Here is a 19,704-nt window from a genome sequence, read left to right as displayed (position 1 = left end):
TCGAGCGGCCTAGGCGTGGTCCTCGCGCTCGAGCGCCTGCAGCCCCGCCCGCTCGACGAAGGCGTCGACGATCTGCTCGATCGGTGGCGCGATGTCGAACGACCAGCCGCACTCGTCGTCCTGCAGCGGCTCGAGGGTGTGTTCCTGGGACTCCAGCAGGCTGGCCGGCATGAAGTGGTCACGCTTCTCCATGCGCTCCTGGATCAGGTCGTGGTCGCCCTCTAGGTGCAGGAAGATGACGCGCTCCGCGTCGCCGCGCAGGACGTCGCGGTAGGACCGCTTGAGCGCCGAGCAGCTGATGACGCCGCCGCCCGCGGCGTGCTCGGCGAGCCACTGGCCCACGAGCTCCAACCACGGCCACCGGTCCTCGTCGGTCAGGGGCGTGCCGGCCGACATCTTCTCGATGTTGGAGCGCGGGTGGTAGTCGTCCCCGTCGGCGTAGGGCAGGCCGAGCCGGTCGGCGACCGCGTTCCCGACCGCTGACTTGCCGGTGCCCGAGATGCCCATCGCCACGATCAGCGGCGCGTCGTGCTCCTGGTCGTCCATGGCCCGACCGTACGCCCCGACACGGCGGTCGGCAGGACGAGACGCGACGAAGCGGGACTCCCGGGATCGGTCGCCCCTTGCGCTCACGCGCGGTCGGCCGTGGAGAACGCCTCACCATCGCGTCCGGGCCGGGCACCGACCACGGCAAGTCGCGCCCGCAGCTCGGTCTCGGGCGGGTTGTGGTGGCTGAGGTGCACCGCGACCACGTCGGTCGAGTCGTTCACGGCACCGACCCCACGCAGCGCGGCGACGAGCTCGGCGAAGGACTCGAGGTGCAGGTGCCCGTCCGAGACGTCCGTGGCCAGGCCGAAGGTCTCCTCGAGCACCACGACGTCGTAGTCCGCCTCCGCGACGGCGCGGACCCAGGCGTCGTCCCACGGGCCCGTGTCGCAGCCCCACAGCAGGCGCCCGCCGTCACGCGCGGTCACGTCGTAGAGCACCGCGTCGCCGGGCGCCATGACGCGATGGTTCGCCGGGAGGACGCGCACGCGGTGCGTGCCGAGGTCGATCGCGTCACCGGCGTGCACCTCGACCCACCGCACCGGGGCGTCGGGCGCGACCCACGGCCGGCACGCGTCCAGCACGGCCGCCGGGCCGATCACGTCCAGCGGACCGTCGTCGACCCACGACCGGAAGAGCAACAGCTGCGGAGCGAGGTGGTCGACGTGGGCGTGGCTCACGAGCAGGTGCCGGACCTCGGCGAGGTCGCCTCCCGCCCGGGTCGCCGCACCGGGACTGTCGGCGTTGCCGTCGATCAGCAGCACGTCGTCGACGAGCGCGCTGGTCGGTACCCGGATGACGCCTCCGGCTCGCTGGGCCGCGCACGACTCACACCGGCAGAACGCCTGCGGCCACCCGTCGGCCGAACCCGTGCCCAGCAGCCGGACCCGCACTAGAGCAGGTCCCGCAGCTCCTTGGGCAGCTCGAAGTCGGTCGGCGCGTCCTGGCCGAAGCCGAAGGCGCCCGCACCGTCGGCGGGGGCCGCGGCGGTGCCCTTGCCCTTGGCCTCCGCGGCGCGCTTCGCCGGGTTGCCGGACGTGCGCTTGCCCTTCTTCTTCTGCTGCGGCTTCTGGCGTGCGCCCGCCCGCTTGCCGGGCATGCCCGGCAGACCCTGCATGCCCGGCATGCCGGGGACTCCGCCGCCCTTGGCCATCTGCTGCATCATCTTGGACGCCTCGAAGAACCGGGTCACGAGCTGGTTGACGTCGCTGACCTGGCGTCCGGAACCCTTCGCGATGCGCGCGCGTCGGGAGCCGTCGATGATCTTGGGGTTCTCGCGCTCCTGCGGCGTCATCGAGAGGATGATCGCCTTGACCTTGTCGAGCTCGCTGTCGTCGAGGGCGGCGATCTGGTCCTTGAACTGCCCCATGCCGGGCAGCATCCCCAGCATCTTGGTCATCGAACCCATCTTCGCGATGGCCTCGAGCTGGGCGAGGAAGTCGGTGAGGGTGAACGCCCCGCCGGCGAGCTTCTCGGCCGCCTTGGCCGCCTCGTCGGCGTCGAACGCCTTCTCGGCCTGCTCGATGAGCGTCATGACGTCGCCCATGTCGAGGATCCGCGAGGCCATGCGGTCGGGGTGGAAGACGTCGAAGTCGGTGAGCTTCTCGCCCGACGACGCGAACATGATGGGGCGACCCGTGACCTGACGCACCGACAGCGCGGCGCCGCCGCGGGCGTCACCGTCGAGCTTGGTCAGCACGACGCCCGTGAAGTCGACGCCGTCGGCGAACGCCTGCGCCGTCTGCACGGCGTCCTGGCCCGTCATCGCGTCGATGACGAACAGGACCTCGTCCGGGTCGACGGCGTCGCGGATGTCGGACGCCTGCTGCATCAGCTCGGCGTCGATGCCGAGGCGACCCGCGGTGTCGACCACGACGACGTCGTGCAGGGTGCGCCGCGCCTCGGCGATCGAGGCGGTGGCGACGGCGACGGGATCACCCACGGATGCAGTTCCCGCCCCAGGGCCGGGACCCCCGCCGGTGTTCCCGGGCTCCGGCGCGAAGACCGTGACGCCGGCCTGCTCGCCGACGACCTGGAGCTGGTTGACCGCGTTCGGGCGCTGCAGGTCGCACGCCACGAGCATCGGACTGTGGCCGTTGTCCTTGAGCCAGCGACCGAGCTTGCCCGCCAGCGTGGTCTTGCCGGCTCCCTGCAGGCCCGCCAGCATGATGACGGTCGGGGCCGTCTTGGCGTACCTGACCCGTCGCGTCTCGCCGCCCAGGATCGTGACGAGCTCGTCGTTGACGATCTTGATGACCTGCTGCGCCGGGTTGAGCGCCTTGCTGACCTCGACCCCGTTCGCCCGCTCGGTGACCCGGGCGACGAAGTCGCGCACGACGGGCACGGCGACGTCGGCGTCCAGCAGTGCCAGGCGGATCTCGCGGACCGTGGCGTCGATGTCGGCCGGACTGAGTCGGCCCTTGCCACGCAGCGAGGTGAACGCGGACTGCAGGCGGTCTTGCAGGGAGTCGAACACGGAGTTCCTCACGTACAGGGTGGAGCGTCGGACAGCCCGATCAGCCTAGCCGAGGGGTTCAGGCCAACGCGGACTCGACGGTCGCCCGTACGTGCTCGGCGAGCGTCGGGTCGAGCGGGTCTCCCCCGGCGTCCACGAGGTAGAAGACGTCGCGCACCTCGGCACCGAACGTGCTGACGTGCGCCGACCGGATCGAGGCGCCCGCCTCGTGCACGGCCCGGGCGACGAGGTAGATCAGACCGCGCCGGTCGAGGGCTCGGACCTCGAGCATCGTGCCCGTCAGGTTGGCCCGCGACACCAGGAGCACCCGAGGATCGTCATCGCCCTTGGCGGGCCGGTCGAGCCGGACGTCCAGGTCGACGTCCCCGGCCAGCACCCGGCGGATCCGCTCGAGCACGAGCTGGCGATCGACGTCGGCGCGCGGGGTCTCCCACACCGAGACCGCGTGGCCGTCACGGGTCACGGTGCGCAGCGAGTGCAGGTCGATGCCGGCCAGCGCCAGCGCACCGGCGACGCGCGCGAGCAGGCCCGGAGAGTCGGGGGCCACGATCGTCAGCAGCGAACCGTCGTGGTGCGGGACCACGTCGCCCCTCACCTCGTCTCCCGTTCCCGGTCCGTTGGGCAGGTCGGGGAAGGGCAGCGAGTCGGGCCAGCCCTCGTAGGACTCGGCATCCACCTCGCTCGCTCCCTGCAGCGTGGCCCGGACCTTCTCGACGAGTCCGTCGATGAGTCCTCGTCGCCACCGCGACCGAGCCTCGCTGCTCGTGGCCGCCCCGTCGGCCCGGGTCAGGCCCGCGAGCAGGTCCAGGAAGCGCTCCGTGCGGACGATCTCGGCGACGTTGACCGCCGTGGCAGGGTCCTCGATGTCGCGGCGGGTCGCCACGGTCGGCAGGAGCAGGTGCCACCGCACGAGCTCGCCGACGACGTCGGCATCCTCGGGCGCGAAGCCCCAGCGCAGGGCGATGTCGCGCGCCATCGGGGCTCCGACCTCGCTGTGGTCGCCCGGCCGCCCCTTGCCGATGTCGTGCAGGAGCGCCGCGACGGCCAGCAGGTCGGGGCGCTCGACCGAGCGCAGCTGGGCGACCGCCAGCACGCACGTCTCGACGCTGTGGCGGTCGATCGTGTACCGGTGCACGGGCGAGGACGAACCGCGCAGCCGGATGTCCGACCACTCCGGCAGCCAGCGCTCCACCAGGCCCGCGACGTCGAGCTCGTGCCAGACGTCGACGAGCCCAGGTCCCGCGGTCAGGAGGCCGACCAGGGCACGTCGGGCACGCTCGTCCCACTCGACGTCGGTGGCCGATGACGCGAGCGCGGCGGCGGCCGACGGGCTGAGCGGAAGCCCCGCCCTGGCCGCGAACGCCGCGGCGCGCAGGGCGAGCAGACCGTCGCGAGGCGCACCCGGGCCACCGGTCAGGACGATCTCACCGGCGACCTCGTCGCCGTCGCGACCGATGCCGGGGGCCACCTGGACGGTCCGCGCCCGATCGCGCGACGAGCGCGACGCCGACAGGGCGAGCGTCTGGTCGAGCCGGCGCCAGGTCAGGCGGCCCACATGGTCCAGCCGTCGACCCGCGTCACGCACCCGGACCTGGAGCTCCGACCGTGAGACCTCCAGGCGCTCGGCGACATCGACCGCGAGCTGGGGGTCGAGCCGGTCGGTGGCCCGGCCGGCAGCCTCGTGGAGGACGTCGCGCACGTCGAGCAGCTCGCTGCGCAGGGACTCGACCTCGCCCAGCGGCGCGTCGACGAGCCACGTGGCCACGAGCGCACGCAGCACCACGGCGTCGCGCAGACCACCCGCCGCGTCCTTGAGGTCCGGCACCGCGGCGTACGCGAGCCAGCCCGCCCGGTGCTGACGGCGGGACCGGTCGTGCCGCAGCGCATCGATCGCGGGGCGTGCGCCCGCACGCCAGTCGGCGAGCACCTCGGACCGCAGCCGCAGCACGAGTCCCGAGTCGCCCGCGACCGCCCGGGCGTCGAGCCAGCCCATCGCGACCTTGAAGTCGCCGCGGGCCGCCTCGCGCATCTGCGTGGCCGACCGCACCGCGTGGTCGAGCCGCAGCCCGCGATCCCAGAGCGGGTACCAGAGGCCCTCCGCGAGCCGCGCGACCTCCTCGGTCGCGATCTCGTCGTCGTGGACCAGGACGACGTCGACGTCGCCGAAGGGCGTCAGCTCACCGCGGCCGTACCCGCCGACCGCGACCACGGCGACGCCGGAACCGATCCGGGCGTCACCGCCGGTCGGCACGAGGTCGACGTACGTCGACCGCACGAGCCGGTCGACGGCCAAGGTGCGGTCCTGGCGTGCGGACCGCAGTCCCTCGCGGGGCGTCGAGGCGCTCACGGGCCCGATCGTGTCAGACGGCGGCCTCGTCGGTCTCGCCGGTGCGCACCCGCACGACCGAGTCGACCGGGATGACCCAGACCTTGCCGTCACCGATCTTGCCGGTCTGCGCCGCCGAGGTGATGGTGTCGACGACGGTCTGGACGTCGGCGTCGTCGACGACGACCTCCAGGCGGATCTTCGGCACCAGCGACACGTCGTACTCGGCGCCGCGGTAGACCTCGGTGTGGCCCTTCTGCTGACCGTAGCCGCTGGCCTCGGTGACGGTCATGCCCGCCACGCCCGCCGATGCGAGGGCCTCGCGGACCTCTTCCCACTTGTGCGGCTTGATGACCGCGGTCACGAGCTTCATGCGTGTGCTCCGATTCTCAGAAGTGTGAGCTGCCGGTGTTCGTGGCGATGTCGTACGCGGACTCCCCGTGCTCGGCGAAGTCGATGCCCTCGACCTCGTCGTCCTGGTCGATCCGCCAGCCGATCGTGTACCGGATGCCCACGGCGATCAGGGCCGTGAGGACTCCGGTCCAGATGATCGCGAAGCCGGCGGCACCGGCCTGGTCGCCCAGGGACCCCAGTCCCCCACCGTAGAGGAGTCCGTCGATCCCGCCCGGGGCCGCGGCCGAGGAGAACAGCCCGATCAGCACCGTGCCGATGATGCCGCCCACCAGGTGGACGCCCACGACGTCGTAGGAGTCGTCGAACCCGAAGCGGTACTTCAGCCCGACGGCCCAGGAGCAGACGGCGCCCGAGAGCGCGCCGATCGCGATGGCACCGACGGGCTCGACCGCGCCGCAGGCGGGAGTGATGGCGACCAGGCCCGCCACGATGCCCGACGCGGCGCCGAGCGCGGAGGCCTTGCCGTGCAGGATCTTCTCGACCGCGAGCCAGGCCAGCAGCGCGGCCATCGTCGCGATCGTCGTGTTGAGGAACGTCACGCCGGTCTCGGTCATGAACTGGGCGGTGTCGAGCGGACCACCGTCGCCCTCGAGGAACACGATGGAGCCGACGTTGAAGCCGTACCAGCCGAACCAGAGCAGGCCGGCGCCGATCATCGTCAGCGGCAGGTTGTGGGGCTTCATCGGCTCACGGCCGAAGCCGTGGCGCTTGCCGATGATCAGGGCCAGCACGCCGCCGGCGACGCCGGCGTTGATGTGCACGACGGTGCCACCGGCGTAGTCCTGGGCCGGGAAGATCGAGTGCAGGTAGCCCAGACCGAAGACCATGTGCGCGAGGGGGAAGTAGCAGAGCGTGACCCAGATCGGCAGGAACACGACCCACGCCGACAGCTTGACCCGGTCGGCGATGGCCCCGGAGATCAGTGCGGCCGTGATGATCGCGAACGTCATCTGGAAGCACACGTAGATCAGCTCGTCGGCCCCCACGCCCGTGAGGCCGAAGTGGGTGAAGGGATTGGAGAACAGCCCGCCCAGCAGCTCGTCGTCACTGAACGACATCGACCAGCCCCACAGCACGTAGACCAGACCGACCACGGCCGCCGCGACGTAGGACATCATCAGCATGTTCAGCACGGACTTGGCGCGTGACATCCCGCCGTAGAACAGCGCCAGCGCGGGCACCGTCATCAGCATGACGAGCGCCGTCGCGACCAGCATGAAGGCGTAGTAGCCGTCCATCGATTCCTCGACCTCCGCAGTGAGTCAGGTCGGAGCAGGCCGGGCCCGCCCCGCTCCTCGGTGCGGCGACTCTAGGAAGCGCACGTTTCGTCCGGCGACGCGAACTGTTACAGCCGTGTGACGTAGCACGGTCGAGCGGCTCGCCTCGGTCGAGGAGAGGTCGAGGAGCCGTCAGCCGAGCAGCGCGTCGACGAACTCCTCGGCATCGAAGGGGGCCAGGTCGTCCGGCCCCTCGCCGAGACCCACGAACTTGACCGGCACCCCGAGCTCGCGCTGGACCGCGACGACGATGCCGCCCTTGGCCGTGCCGTCGAGCTTGGTGAGCACGATGCCCGTGACGTCGACGACCTCGCCGAACACGCGGGCCTGCGTCAGGCCGTTCTGGCCCGTCGTCGCGTCGATCACCAGCAGCACCTCGGTGACCCGGGCCTGCTTCTCGACGACGCGCTTGACCTTGCCGAGCTCGTCCATCAGCCCGGCCTTGGTGTGCAGGCGGCCGGCGGTGTCGACCACGACGACGTCGGCGCCGGTCTCGATACCGGTCTTGACGGTGTCGAAGCCGACGCTGGCGGGGTCGCCGCCCTCGGGTCCACGCACGACGGGAGCGCCCACGCGGTCTCCCCAGGTCTGGAGCTGATCGGCCGCGGCGGCGCGGAACGTGTCGGCCGCGCCGAGGACCACGCGCCGGTCGTCGGCGACCAGCACGCGCGCGAGCCGGCCGACCGTCGTGGTCTTGCCGGTGCCGTTGACACCGACGACCAGGACCACCCCGGGATGGCCCTCGTCGCCCGTGGCGTGCAGCGAGCGGTCGAGCTCGGGGCCCACGAGGCCCACGAGCTCCTCGCGCAGGATCGCCCGGGCCCGCTCGGGGTCGGTGGAGCCTTCCACCCGCAGGCGGGTGCGGAGCCGGTCGACGAGCTCGGTGGTGGGTCCGGTGCCGACGTCGGCGGCGAGCAGCGTCTCCTCGAGCTCGTCCCACGCCGCCTGGTCGAGGTCGGCCCGACCCAGGATCGCCAGAAGTCCCTTGCCGAGGGTGGAGTTGGACCGGGCCAGCCGCGAGCGCAGGCGCACGAGGCGACCCTCGGGGGCCTCCGGTCGGTCGAGGGTCGCGGGGCCGGAGACCTCGGGCTCAGGCTCGGGTTCGTCGCCGGTGCCGAGCGACTCCGGGTGGAGGATCTCCTCCCGGGTCTCCAGCTCGGACTCGGCCGTGGGAGGCAGCTCGTCGCCCCGCCGCATCAGCAGCGTCGCGACGAGCGCGAACAGGACGATCGCGGACAGGGCGATGATCAGCAGCAGCTCGGTCGACACGGATTCACCCTAGGCGACGACGCCGACCCTGGCGCCGTGGCGCCCCAGGTCCAGAACCGTGTCGCACCGCTCCAGGACGCGGGGATCGTGCGAGATCAGCACGACGGTGTGCTCGGGGGCGAGTCGCACGACGTCGTCGACGAGCGCCCGAGCCAGCGGGGCGTCGAGGTGCTCGGTCGGCTCGTCGAGCACCAGGACGCGGTGAGTGCCGAGCAGCAGGCGCGCGAGGGCCAGCCGCTGACGTTCGCCGCCCGAGAGGAGCCCGCCGCGCTCCCCCACGCTGCGGTCCAGGTCGAGGTCGAGCCCGGCCCGCACCATCGCGGCACGCAGCTGGTCGTCGTCCGCAGCAGGACGGGCGATGCGCAGGTTCTCCCGGACCGTCGTGTCGAAGATCGCCTCGTCCTGCCCCAGGAGGCCGACGACCGATCGCGCGTCCTCGGGACGCAGATCGGCGAGGTCGACGCCGCCGATCCGGACGGTTCCGCGACGCGGGGCCAGCAGCCGGGCGAGCGTCAGGGCCAGCGTGCTCTTCCCGCCGCCGCTCGGGCCGCTCACGCCGACGACGGCCCCCGCCGGCACCGTCCAGGCGAGCCCGCCGACGAGGTCGCTCCGCCAGCCGATCGTGACGTCCTCGAGCTCGAGCGTCGTGTCCTGCGGAAGGTCCACCGGCTCAGCCGGGGTCTCGACCACCGGCGCGGCGGCGAGGAGGGCGGCGATCCGGCTCTCCGCCGCCGCGACGACGGGACGTCGACGCTCAGCCTCGGCGACGGCCTCCAGTGCATCGGCGAGGGCCAGGGGCGCGAGCAGCACGACCCCGACCAGGACCGGAGCGACCGACCCGGTCGCGACCAACGGAGCGAGCACGAGTGCCACCGCGACGCAGGCGAGGGCCGTGAGCACCAGGACGATCGCCGACCCGCCGCCGCCCGCGCGGGCGCGTCGCCGGTCCTCGCGAGCCGACCGGTCGATCTCGGTGCCGGCTCGGGCAACCGCGTCGCCGGCCACGCCGAGCACGACCAGCTCCGCCGCCGAGCGCGCGGCCTCCGTCACGTCGGCCGCCAGGGGCGACGAGGCGGCGACGCCCGACCACCTCGGCACCGCGACGCGCAGCAGCCCCAGGGTCACGGCCGCCTGGACCGCGACCACCAGACCGGCCACGGGCGCGACCCACGCGACGACGCAGGCCAACGTCACCGCGACCGTGACGGCCGACCACCACGGGAGGCGAATCCGGAGCAGCCGGTCGCCCACCGTGTCGACGTCCTCGACCGCCTGCTGCACGACGTCACCGTGGCGACGTCCGTCGAGTCCGTGCGGCGCGAGACGGGCCACGGCCCGGTACACCGCGACCCGGGTGCGGACGGCCGCCTCGAGCGCGACGTCGTGCGTCAGCAGGCGCTCGGCATACCGCGCCGCGGCGCGGCCGACGCCGAAGAACCGGACCCCGACGATCGCGACCATCAGGTACAGCACGGGCGGCTGCTCGGCCGCCCGCACGATGAGCCACGCCGACGTCAGCAGCAGCCCCGTGGCCGCCAGCTGGGCGGTCGCCGCGAGCGTGGCTCCCAGGACCAGGCGCCGCCTCATCGCGCCGCTCCCAGGTCCACGACGCGATCGACAGCGTCCAGGACGCGTCGGTGGTGGGCGACCACGAGGGTCGCGACGCCGAGACCGCGCACCGCACGCAGGACCTGGTCCTCCCGGTCGGCGTCCAGTCCGGCGGTCGGCTCGTCGAGGAGCAGCAGGTCCACGGCCCCGGCGCGCACCCGCAGCAGGGCGCGCGCGATCGCGACCCGGCGACGTTCGCCTGCCGAGAGGTCTCCGGCGTCCTCGCGCACCCACCGGTCCGGGTCGAGGTCCTCGGCGCCCGCGTCCGCCAGCGCCTGCACGACCTGGCCCCGGGACGCCCGCGTGCCGAGCAGCACCGCGTCGGCGATCGTCCCCGCAGGAACGGCGGGGACCTGCGGCACCCACGCGACCCGGCGACGCCACGCGACCACGTCGACCTCCTCGATCGGGACGCCGCCCACGACGACCTCGCCGGCGTCAGGAGGGACGAGGCCGAGCAGCACGTCCAGGAGCGTCGACTTGCCGATGCCCGACGGTCCGGCGACCGCCACGACCTCCCCGGGGCCCACCGTGAGGTCCGGGACGCTGACGCGGGCGCCGCCGTCGCGCGCCACGACCAGGGACCGCACGACGATCGCGGGCCGGACCGGGGGCACCGTCGTCCCGGTGTGACGCGGTGACTCCAGGAGATCCATCGCCTCGCGCGCCGCGGCGACCCCGGCGGTGCTGTCGTGGAACTGCGCCCCCAACCGGCGCACCGGCAGATACGCGTCGGGCGCGAGGAGCAGCACGAACAGCCCGGTCGCGAGACCCAGGTCGCCCTGCACGATCCGCAGACCGGTCGCGACCGCCACGAGGGCCATCGACAGTGTCGAAAACAGCTCGAGCACGAGCGAGGACAGGAACGCACTGCGCAGGGCCGCCATCGTCGCGCGACGATGGCGCTCCCCCACCTCGACCAGACCCCGGTCCTGGCGACTCCCGAGCACCACCAGGGTGCGAACTCCCCCCACGACGTCGGAGAAGTGCCGCCCCAGTCGGGCGAGCTCGCCCCAGCGCGCGTCGAGCTGATCCTTCGTCGCGAGACCCACCAGCACCAGAAAGCCGATCACGAGGGGAACCGTGAGACCCACGATCAGGGCCGAGAGCGGGTCGACCACGAGCAGCACGGCGACCACCACGGGCGGCACGAGCGCCGTCACCACGAGCTGGGGCAGGAACCGACCGACGTACCCGTCGAGGGGATCCAGCCCCGGACCCAGCAACGTCGTGAGCCGCCCCGACGACGGGCGTGGTCCGAGCCGTCGCGGATCCAGGACGTCGGCGACCACGGCAGATCGCAGCTCGGCCCTGACCCGCACCGCAGCCCGGGCCGCCACCCCGGCCGACGCCCACGCCACCACGCCGCGAGCGGCGACGCACCCTGCGGCGAGCAGGAGCGCGACCGTGTCGACCCGCGCGGACGCGAAGGCCTCGTCGACGAGCTGGGCGAACCACCACGCCTGCCCGACCAGCAGCACGGCCCCCACCAGCGCCAGACCCACCGCGACCACCAGCACGAGCCGCACGCCGCCCGAGCGACGCAGCAGCCGCGGATCCACGGGGGGTGTGCCCGCTTTTGCCGCCCGGGGCCCGGCACCCCCGCCGGTGCCCGATCCTGCCGCCCGGGGCCCACCCACCACCTGCTGGCGCGTCATGACGGGATGTGGTGCACGCCGATGCGGCGACGGAACACCCAGTAGGACCACGCCTGGTACCCGATCACGATCGGCGTGAAGGCCGCCGCGACCCACGTCATGATCTCGAGCGTGTACGGGGTGGAGGCTGCAGTGGTCGTCGTGAGCGTGCCGGTCGCCAGGGTCGAGGGCATGACGTCCGGGAACAGCGCGAGGAACAGCATCGCGGCCACCGCCGCGATCGCGAACGCCGTCCCCGTGAACGCCCAGCCCTCGCGTCCGGCACCCGCCGCGGCCAACCCGGCCAGGAAGGTCGCGACGGCCACGCCGGCGGCGATCCAGACGGCCAGGTCGCCGTCGCGGCCCGCGGTCCAGGCGACGAAGGCGAGTGTGAGGACCGCAGCCACCGCTCCCCACCGCAGACCGAGCGCACGAGCACGGTGGCGGATGTCGCCGACCGTCTTCAGCGCGACGAAGAACGCCCCGTGCGTCAGGAAGACCGTCAGGGTGACCAGGCCGCCGAGGAGCGCGTACGGGGTCACCAGGTCGGCGAGCGATCCGACGAAGTCGTGGTCGGCATCGAGCGGGATGCCGTGCACGATGCCCGCGAGCGCCACGCCCCACAGCAGCGCCGGCACGACCGAACCGAACACGATCGCGGCGTCCCACCGGCGTTTCCACTGCGCCTCGGGCCGCTTGTGCCGGTACTCGAACCCGACGGCCCGCACGATGAGCGCGACCAGGATCACGAACAGCGGCACGTAGTAGGCGCTGAAGAGCGTCGCGTACCACTCCGGGAACGCCGCGAACGTCGCGCCACCGGCGACGATGAGCCACACCTCGTTGCCGTCCCAGACCGGACCGATCGTGTTGAGCAGCACCCGTCGTTCGTTCTCGTCACGCGCGAGCAGGCGCATCAGCATGCCGACCCCGAAGTCGAATCCCTCCAGCACGAGGTAGCCGGTCCACAGGACGGCGATGAGCACGAACCAGATGGTCGTGAGCTCCATGGTGGTCTCCCAGGTTCGGTCGGGTCAGTAGGCGAAGGCGAGCGGTGCGTCGGGATCGCGGTCGGGCTCGGGCCGCGGCGGATCGGCCGCCGGCAGGCCCTGACGGATCGTGCGGAGCAGGAGCTTGATCTCGATCACCGCCAGGACCCCGTACAGGGCCGTGAACCCGATCAGGCTCATCAGGACCGTCCCGGCCGACACGCTGGGTGACACCCCGGCGGACGTCGGCAGCAGGCCGAACACGAGCCACGGCTGGCGCCCCATCTCGGTGAAGATCCAGCCGAACGAGTTCGCCGCGAGCGGCAGGAACGGCAGCACCACGGCCCAGCGCAGCATCCACCGACCCGTGAAGGTCCGGCGCGAGGGCGTGCGGCCCCCACGGGTCGCCCACAGCATCCAGGCCGCGAGCGCCATCGAGAGCCCGCCCGCCGTGATCATCGCCCGGAACGTCCAGTAGGTCACGGGGATGTTCGGGGCGTAGTCGCCGGGCCCGTAGAGCTCCTCGTACTCGGCCTGCAGCGAGTTGATGCCGCGGATCTCGCCGTCCCACGTCCCGGTCCCGAGGTAGGAGAGCAGGTGCGGGACCTTGATCTCCAGGACCGGCTCGGACCCGTCGAGCGTCCCGACCGTGAGGGCGGAGAACGCCGCGGGAGCCTCGTCCTCGTAGAGTCCCTCGGCCGCGGCCATCTTCATCGGCTGGACCTCGGTCATGACCTTGCCCTGGAAGTCGCCGGAGATCATCGTGCCGAGCCCGGCGACGAGCAGGAACACCGCACCGAGGCGGAACGAGATCCGGAAGGCATCCCCGTCCCCGTCCCCGTCGACACCGTCCTCGCCCGGGTGGCGCATCATCCGCCAGAGGCTCACGCCGGCCACGAGGGCTCCGCCGACCATGAAGCACGCGAAGATCGTGTGCGGGAAGGTCGCGAGCACGACCGGGTTCGTCATGACCGCCACGAAGTCGGTCAGCTCGGCGCGACCGGTCTCGGCGTTGAACGCGAAGCCCACGGGATTCTGCATGAACGAGTTGGCGGCGAGGATGAAGTACGCCGACAAGACAGTGCCGATCGCGGCGATCCAGATCGTCGCGAGGTGCAGGGAGGGCTTGAGCCGGTCCCACCCGAAGATCCACAGCCCGAGGAACGTCGACTCCATGAAGAACGCCAGCAGGCCCTCGATCGCGAGCGGTGCCCCGAACACGTCCCCGACGAAGCGCGAGTAGTCGCTCCAGTTCATGCCGAACTGGAACTCCTGCACGATGCCGGTCACGATGCCCATCGCGAAGTTGATGAGGAACAGCTTCCCGAAGAAGCGGGTGAGTCGCAGATAGCGCTCGTCCCCCGTGCGGTGCCAGCACGTCTGCAGGATCGCGACCAGGAAGATCAGACCGATCGTGACGGGCACGAAGAAGAAGTGGTAGACGGTCGTGATGCCGAACTGCCACCGGGCGATGTCGAGCGCTTCCATGTGGTCCCACTCCCGGCGTCTCGAGGGTCGAACTACTACGTTGCGTAGTAACTACTACGGATCGTAGTACACGAGCGGGGGCGCGACGAAGCCCACACCGGTGAGTCCTACGTCACGTAGTAGACTTGGACCGTGACCCGATCCACGACCCGCCCCGGAGAGCTCGAGCGCGCCATCATGAACGTGCTGTGGGACGCCTCCGGTCCGATGTCGGTGCGCGAGGTCCAGGACGCGCTGGAGGCCGGAACCGGCGAGGGCCGAGGCCTGGCCTACACGACCGTCATGACCGTGCTCGACCGCTTGGGCGCCAAGGAGATGGTCGACCGCGAGCGGGACGGACGCGCCTTCCGCTACACCCCGAGCCAGACCCGCGAGTCGGCCACGGCCGAGCTCATCGATGCCGCCCTCGACGCCTCCGGCGACCGCACGTCCGCGCTCGTGCACTTCGCGCGGTCGGTCGACCCGGCGGAGGCGGCCGCCCTGCGACGGGCGCTCGACGGGGTGTGACACCTCTCCTGCTGGGGCTGATCGGGGTGGCGCTGGCGCTCCCCGTCCCGGCCCTGCTGGCGCGCTCCTCCTGGCCCTACCGCTCCCCCGCGGCCGCCATCGTGATGTGGCAGTCGCTCGCCCTCGCCGCGATCCTCGCCATCTCGGGCGCCGGCCTCTCGACGGCGCTCTGGCTCGTGTCCCAGGACGACCCGGCGGCCTGGCGCGTCGTGCTCCACGTGCTGGTCCTGCTCGTCGGCGTGCTCGTGTGGGCGCGCTTCTGGTGGGCGGTCTGGACGGTGTGGCGCAGCACCGGCGCCCGTCGCCGTCGTCAGCGTGAGCTCGTCGACCTCCTGGGCGAGCCCGACGGCCGGTTGCCCGCGCTGCGCGTGCTGCAGCACGAGTCCCTCGTGGCCTACTGCCTCCCCGATCGCACCCAGGCCCGGGTCGTGGTCTCCAGCGGCACGATCGACCGCCTCGACGACGAGGAGCTGCGGGCGGTCCTCGCGCACGAGCGGGCCCACGTCGGCGCTCGACACGACCTCGTGCTCGAGGGCTTCGAGTTCCTGCGGGCCGCGTACCCGCGTCTCCTGCGCACCGATGCGCCGCTCGCGCAGAGCCGCGTCCTGGTCGAGCTCCTCGCCGACGACGCCGCCCGCCGCGTCACCGGTGACCGTGCCCTCGCCGGCGCGATCGTGACGCTTGCCGGCAGTCATGCCCCGGCCGGGGCCATGGGCGTCGGCAGCGAGGCCCTGCTCCGACTGGAACGCCTGCAGGAACCGCCGACCCGGTGGTGGGCCACGACCCTGGCCTGGACGATCTCGGTCGTCGTGCTCGTCGCACCGACCGTCCTGCTGGCCGTGCCGTGGATCGCGCACGCCCTCGACGTCCTGCTCGGCTGAGCCTCAGCCGGTCAGAGGCTCGAGCACCGCTCGGATCACGTCGGGCACCGGGGTGACGGAGCGCTGCTCCCCGGTCACGTACACGTGGACGAATCGGCCGAGCGCTGCGGGCGACTCGGCGTCGCCCTGGAACAGGGCGATCTCGTAGACGACGCTCGACGAGCCGAGCCGGGTGACCCGCAGCCCCGCCTCGACATCGGCCGGGAAGCGCAGCTCGCGCAGGAACCGGCAGCTCGTCTCCGCCACGACGCCGTAGGCCGGCAGCCGGCGGGTGTCGGTGCCGGTGGCCTCGATCAGGAAGGCGTTGACCGCCGTGTCGAAGTACGAGTAGTAGACGACGTTGTTGACGTGACCGTAGACGTCCTCGTCCTCCCACCGGGTCGTGATGCGCCGCAGGGCCGGATAGTCGTCGCGCCGGCGCGTGGACGGGTCGTCGACCTCGGCCGGCTCGCTCACACGGGCTCCTGTTCCCGCAGGCGCTGGCTGATGACCGCCGAGACACCGTCGCCGCGCATCGAGACGCCGTACAGAGCGTCGGCGACCTCCATCGTGCGCTTCTGGTGCGTGATGACGACGAGCTGGGAGTTGGCGCGCAGCTCCTCGTAGATCTCCAGCAGGCGGCCCAGGTTGGTGTCGTCGAGGGCGGCCTCGACCTCATCGAGGATGTAGAAGGGGCTCGGCCGGGCCTTGAACAGGGCCACCAGGAAGGCGACGGCGACGAGGGAGCGTTCGCCGCCGGAGAGCAGCGAGAGACGCTTGACCTTCTTGCCGGGCGGCCGGGCCTCGACGTCGATGCCCGTGAGGAGCATGTTCTGCGGATCGGTGAGGATCAGTCGGCCCTCACCGCCGGGGAAGAGCCGGCTGAACACGTCCTCGAACTCGCGCTCGACGTCGTACCAGGCCTCGGTGAAGACCCGTTCGACCGTGGCGTCGACGTCCTCGACGATCGCCATGAGGTCGGCGGAGGTCTTCTTGAGGTCGGCCATCTGGTCCGACAGGTACTGGTGGCGCTCCTCGAGGGCACTGAACTCCTCCAGGGCGAGCGGGTTGACCTTGCCCAGCATCGCGAGGCCGCGCTCGGCCGCGCGCAGCCGCTTGGCCTGCTCCTCGCGGACGAAGGGTCGCGGGTCGAGCGGCTCCCCCTCGTCGTCGTGGGTCGGCACCGGCACCTCGGGTCCGTACTCGGCCACGAGCGCCTCGACCTCGAGGCCGAGCTCCTCCAACGACCGGGTCTCCAGCGCCTCCAGGCGCATGCGCAGCTCGGCCCGCGCCATCTCGTCGCGGTGCACCGAGTCCTTGAGGGCCTCCAGCTCCTCGCTCAGCCCGCGGAGCCGGGTGCGCACCTCGCGCAGCTCGGCCTCGCTGCTGGCGCGCGACTGCTCGATCTCGGTGCGCAGTGTCGCGGCTCGATCGATCGAGAGACCGAGGTGGACCAGCACCTGGTCGGTCGCGGCGATCACGACCCGGGCGACCTCCGCCTCGCGGACCTGACGCTCCCGGCGCTCCGCGGCCCGGCGCCGCGCCTGCCGCTCGGCCTCGGCGGACTCGACGAGCGCGGTGACCTGACCCTCCAGGGCCCGCGCGCGCTCCTCGTTCGTGCGTAGCGCCAGACGAGCCTCCGTCTCGGTGCGCCGCGCCGTCGACGCAGCCTCGGCCAAGGCCTCCAGCTCGGTCGTGTCCGGCTCGTGCTCGGGCGCGGACTCCGCCTGCGCGAGGCGGTCCTCGAGCTCGGCGAGCCCGTCGAGGTCGCGCTCCTGCGAGGCGGTGGCCTCGGCGATCGAGTGCTCCAGGCGCTCGGCCTCGGAGCGCGCGGCCCGCGCCGACGACCCGAGACGCCCGAGCGACTCGGCGACCGCGGCCATCTCGGCGTCGGACTCGTGCAGCTGCTCGAGCACGGCGTCGACCGCGGCCTGGGCCTTCTGCCGCCGGTCCGCCAGGCCCTGCTGGGCGAACCGGGAGCGCTCCAGGTCGTGGCGCGTGCGCTCGAGGTCGGCGACCGCCTCGTCGACCGCGGCCTTGACCTCGATCAGGCTCTCGGTCGAGGTCGAGCCGCCGGAAGCGAAGTGCGCGCCGAGCATGTCGCCCTCACGGGTGACCGCCGTGACGTCCGAGGCCTGGCGCACGAGGGCCCTCGCGCGGTCGAGGTCGTCGACGACGGCGACCTTGAACAGCAGCCGTCGCAGGGCGTTCTCCAGCGTGGAGGGTGCGTCGATGACGTCGACGGCGTACGTGGCGAAGTCGGGCAGCCCCGGCCAGCCGGAGTCGCCGCCGGCGTCGGCTCCGGCTCCTGCGGCCCCGAGCAGCAGTCCGGCGCGACCGAGGTCCTCGCTCTTGAGCTTCTCCATCGCGTCCACCGCGGTGTCGAGATGATCGACCGCGACGGCATCTGCGGCCGACCCGAGGGCCGAGGCGATCGCGGCCTCGTACCCGGGCCGCACCGTCAGCAGCGCCGCGACCGATCCGAGCAGACCGCTGAGCTCGTCGGACGCGGCGAGCAGCGCGCCGGCGCCGTCCTTGCGCGCCAGACCGATCTCGAGCGCCTCCTTGCGGGCCGCCAGGGCCGCCTCGCCCCGCTCGAGGGCCTGGACCGTCATGACGATCTCGGCCACCTCGGCGTCGATGCCGCCGAGCTCGGACTCTGCCGCGGCGAGCCGCTCGTCCAGGCCCGACTCGCCGGCCGACAGGCCGGCGATCTGGGTCTCCAGCGCCGTGAACTCCTGCTGGGCGGCGTCGGCCCGGGCGACGGCGTCGTCCCGCGCCGCCGTGAGGCGGCCGAGCTCGGCGTCGGTCGCCTCGGCACGCAGGCGGATCGCGTTGACCTGACCGTGCAGACGCGCCAGGCCCTCGCGCTGGTCGGCCGCGGCGCGCAGCAGGCCGGCGATGCGCCGTTCCTCGGTCGTGTAGGCGGCCTCGGCCTCGCTGCGTGCGGCGACAGCCTCCTGCAGGCGGGTCGTGGCGACCTCGACCTCGCGAGCCAGGACCCCGTGCTGCTCCTGCGCCCGGCGCGCATCGGCCTCGAGCTCGTCGGGGTCTCGTCCGTGGTGCTGGTCGTCGCCCTCGACGGCCGCCAGCCGCACCCGTTCGGTGGCGAGCCCGGCCGTGCCGCGCAGCCGCTCGCGCACCCCGGAGAGCGCGTACCACGCCTCCTGTGCCGCGGACAGTCGCGGCGAGTCGTCCCGGAGGCGGTCCTCGAGCTCGGTCTCGGCCTGCCGCGCGTGGGCGATCGCCGTCTCCACGGAGGTGCGCCGCTCCCGCAGGGCCGACTCATCGGCGAGCTCGGTGGCGATGACCTGCTGGGCGTTGACCACGTCGTCGGCCAGCAGCCGGGCCCGGGCGTCACGGACGTCGGCCTGGATCACCGCGGCACGACGAGCGACCTCGGCCTGGCGTCCCAGAGGCTTGAGCTGGCGACGCAGCTCGTTGAGCACGTCCGCCAGCCGCGTCAGGTTGCCCTGCGTCGCCTCGAGCTTGCGGACCGCCTTCTCCTTGCGCTTGCGGTGCTTGAGGACGCCAGCGGCCTCCTCGATGAACCCCCGTCGCTCCTCGGCCGTCGCGCGCAGGACCGAGTCGAGCTGGCCCTGGCCCACGATGACGTGCATCTCGCGACCGATGCCGGAGTCGCTCAGGAGCTCCTGGACGTCGAGCAGACGGACCGTGTTGCCGTTGATCGCGTACTCCGAGCCGCCGTTGCGGAACATCGTGCGCGAGATCGTGACCTCGCTGTACTCGATCGGGAGCGCGCCGTCGGAGTTGTCGATCGTCAGCACGACCTCGGCCCGGCCCAGCGGGGCCCGGCCGGACGTGCCCGCGAAGATGACGTCCTCCATCTTGCCGCCTCGCAGCGACTTGGCGCCCTGCTCTCCCATGACCCAGGAGAGGGCGTCGACGACGTTGGACTTGCCCGAGCCGTTGGGGCCCACGACGCACGTGATGCCCGGCTCCAGCTCCAGGGTCGTGGAGGACGCGAACGACTTGAACCCGCGGAGCGTGAGGCTCTTCAGGTACACGGCGGCTCCAGGATCACGTCAGGGGGCGACCACAGGGGTCGAACGGGTGGGAGCCACCCTAGTGCCGCAGCGGCACTCAGCGAGAGACCGGCTCGAGCAGGTCGGCCGGGCTCACGGAGTCGACCTGGTCGTGCAGGGCCGTGAGCAGCCCGTCGTTCTCGATCTTGAGACGCAGCACCTCGGCCTCGAGATCGGCGATACGACGCTTCAGGAGCGCCGTCTGGTGGGACTGGGCGGCGGTGGGGCCGCCGAGGTAACCGACAAGTGCCTTGGCCATGG

Annotated in this window: 16 protein-coding genes; 2 read left to right on the top strand and 14 right to left on the bottom strand. The window is 72.4% G+C overall.

Going from position 1 to position 19,704, the window contains the following annotated elements; genetic code table 11:
- Positions 1-9: 9 nt before the first annotated feature.
- The 11 genes from KAG51_RS03385 to KAG51_RS03335 form a co-directional block, all read right to left on the bottom strand.
- Positions 10-546, bottom strand: coding sequence for a gluconokinase (locus KAG51_RS03385; RefSeq protein WP_290580623.1), 537 nt, complete (start codon positions 544-546; stop codon positions 10-12).
- Between the two features lie 83 nt (positions 547-629).
- Entirely contained in the window at positions 630-1,439 is an 810-nt protein-coding gene (locus KAG51_RS03380; RefSeq protein WP_290580621.1) for an MBL fold metallo-hydrolase, read from the bottom strand.
- Entirely contained in the window at positions 1,439-3,022 is a 1,584-nt protein-coding gene (gene ffh, locus KAG51_RS03375; RefSeq protein WP_290580619.1) for a signal recognition particle protein, read from the bottom strand. The genes KAG51_RS03380 and ffh overlap by 1 nt, the downstream gene beginning before the upstream one ends.
- A gap of 58 nt (positions 3,023-3,080) precedes the next feature.
- Complete coding sequence (locus tag KAG51_RS03370; RefSeq protein ID WP_290580617.1) at positions 3,081-5,369, bottom strand: [protein-PII] uridylyltransferase; 2,289 nt, start codon at positions 5,367-5,369, stop codon at positions 3,081-3,083.
- A gap of 13 nt (positions 5,370-5,382) precedes the next feature.
- A complete protein-coding gene (locus tag KAG51_RS03365; RefSeq protein WP_290580615.1) occupies positions 5,383-5,721 on the bottom strand; it encodes a P-II family nitrogen regulator in 339 nt (112 codons plus the stop codon).
- Positions 5,722-5,737: 16 nt separating this feature from the next.
- A complete protein-coding gene (locus KAG51_RS03360) occupies positions 5,738-7,000 on the bottom strand; it encodes an ammonium transporter (protein ID WP_290580613.1) in 1,263 nt (420 codons plus the stop codon).
- 171 nt (positions 7,001-7,171) lie between these two features.
- The gene (gene ftsY, locus KAG51_RS03355) at positions 7,172-8,308 is read right to left on the bottom strand and encodes a signal recognition particle-docking protein FtsY (RefSeq protein WP_290580610.1); all 1,137 of its coding nucleotides are present in this window, start codon (positions 8,306-8,308) and stop codon (positions 7,172-7,174) included.
- Positions 8,309-8,317: 9 nt separating this feature from the next.
- On the bottom strand, positions 8,318-9,895 hold the full coding sequence (gene cydC / locus KAG51_RS03350; RefSeq protein ID WP_290580608.1) for a thiol reductant ABC exporter subunit CydC: 1,578 nt from the start codon (positions 9,893-9,895) through the stop codon (positions 8,318-8,320).
- Positions 9,892-11,478 (bottom strand): thiol reductant ABC exporter subunit CydD, encoded by a 1,587-nt coding sequence (gene cydD / locus KAG51_RS03345; RefSeq protein WP_290580606.1) that lies wholly within the window; start codon positions 11,476-11,478, stop codon positions 9,892-9,894. Before cydD ends, cydC begins: the two co-directional genes overlap by 4 nt.
- A gap of 92 nt (positions 11,479-11,570) precedes the next feature.
- Positions 11,571-12,563, bottom strand: coding sequence for a cytochrome d ubiquinol oxidase subunit II (gene cydB, locus KAG51_RS03340; RefSeq protein WP_290580605.1), 993 nt, complete (start codon positions 12,561-12,563; stop codon positions 11,571-11,573).
- 24 nt (positions 12,564-12,587) lie between these two features.
- Positions 12,588-14,030, bottom strand: a complete 1,443-nt coding sequence (locus KAG51_RS03335) for a cytochrome ubiquinol oxidase subunit I (protein WP_290580603.1) — start codon at positions 14,028-14,030, stop codon at positions 12,588-12,590.
- Between the two features lie 132 nt (positions 14,031-14,162).
- Here KAG51_RS03335 and KAG51_RS03330 point away from each other — a divergent pair, with 132 nt between their 5' ends.
- A complete protein-coding gene (locus KAG51_RS03330) occupies positions 14,163-14,537 on the top strand; it encodes a BlaI/MecI/CopY family transcriptional regulator (RefSeq protein ID WP_290580601.1) in 375 nt (124 codons plus the stop codon).
- Positions 14,534-15,418 carry a M56 family metallopeptidase gene (locus tag KAG51_RS03325; RefSeq protein ID WP_290580599.1) on the top strand — a complete coding sequence of 295 codons (885 nt, stop codon included), beginning with the start codon at positions 14,534-14,536 and terminating at the stop codon, positions 15,416-15,418. The genes KAG51_RS03330 and KAG51_RS03325 overlap by 4 nt, the downstream gene beginning before the upstream one ends.
- Before the next feature lie 3 nt (positions 15,419-15,421).
- Here KAG51_RS03325 and KAG51_RS03320 read toward each other — a convergent pair whose 3' ends face one another.
- The 3 genes from KAG51_RS03320 to KAG51_RS03310 form a co-directional block, all read right to left on the bottom strand.
- Positions 15,422-15,874, bottom strand: a complete 453-nt coding sequence (locus tag KAG51_RS03320) for a thioesterase family protein (RefSeq protein ID WP_290580597.1) — start codon at positions 15,872-15,874, stop codon at positions 15,422-15,424.
- The gene (gene smc, locus KAG51_RS03315) at positions 15,871-19,425 is read right to left on the bottom strand and encodes a chromosome segregation protein SMC (protein WP_290580595.1); all 3,555 of its coding nucleotides are present in this window, start codon (positions 19,423-19,425) and stop codon (positions 15,871-15,873) included. The genes KAG51_RS03320 and smc overlap by 4 nt, the downstream gene beginning before the upstream one ends.
- Positions 19,426-19,501: 76 nt before the next feature.
- A complete protein-coding gene (locus KAG51_RS03310; RefSeq protein ID WP_290580593.1) occupies positions 19,502-19,702 on the bottom strand; it encodes a hypothetical protein in 201 nt (66 codons plus the stop codon).
- Positions 19,703-19,704: the final 2 nt, after the last annotated feature.

It is taken from the genome of Aeromicrobium sp. (assembly GCF_023146395.1).
Classification (GTDB): Bacteria; Actinomycetota; Actinomycetes; order Propionibacteriales; family Nocardioidaceae; genus Aeromicrobium.
This window is presented reverse-complemented; position numbering and strand designations above follow the sequence as displayed.

Excerpts from the sequence above, each read along its gene's own strand:
- KAG51_RS03365 (WP_290580615.1), bottom strand. The coding sequence starts at position 5,721 with ATGAAGCTCGTGACCGCGGTCATCAAGCCGCACAAGTGGGAAGAGGTC.
- cydC (WP_290580608.1), bottom strand. The coding sequence starts at position 9,895 with ATGAGGCGGCGCCTGGTCCTGGGAGCCACGCTCGCGGCGACCGCCCAG.
- KAG51_RS03310 (WP_290580593.1), bottom strand. The coding sequence starts at position 19,702 with ATGGCCAAGGCACTTGTCGGTTACCTCGGCGGCCCCACCGCCGCCCAG.
- cydB (WP_290580605.1), bottom strand. The coding sequence starts at position 12,563 with ATGGAGCTCACGACCATCTGGTTCGTGCTCATCGCCGTCCTGTGGACC.
- KAG51_RS03335 (WP_290580603.1), bottom strand. The coding sequence starts at position 14,030 with ATGGAAGCGCTCGACATCGCCCGGTGGCAGTTCGGCATCACGACCGTC.
- KAG51_RS03385 (WP_290580623.1), bottom strand. The coding sequence starts at position 546 with ATGGACGACCAGGAGCACGACGCGCCGCTGATCGTGGCGATGGGCATC.
- KAG51_RS03360 (WP_290580613.1), bottom strand. The coding sequence starts at position 7,000 with ATGGACGGCTACTACGCCTTCATGCTGGTCGCGACGGCGCTCGTCATG.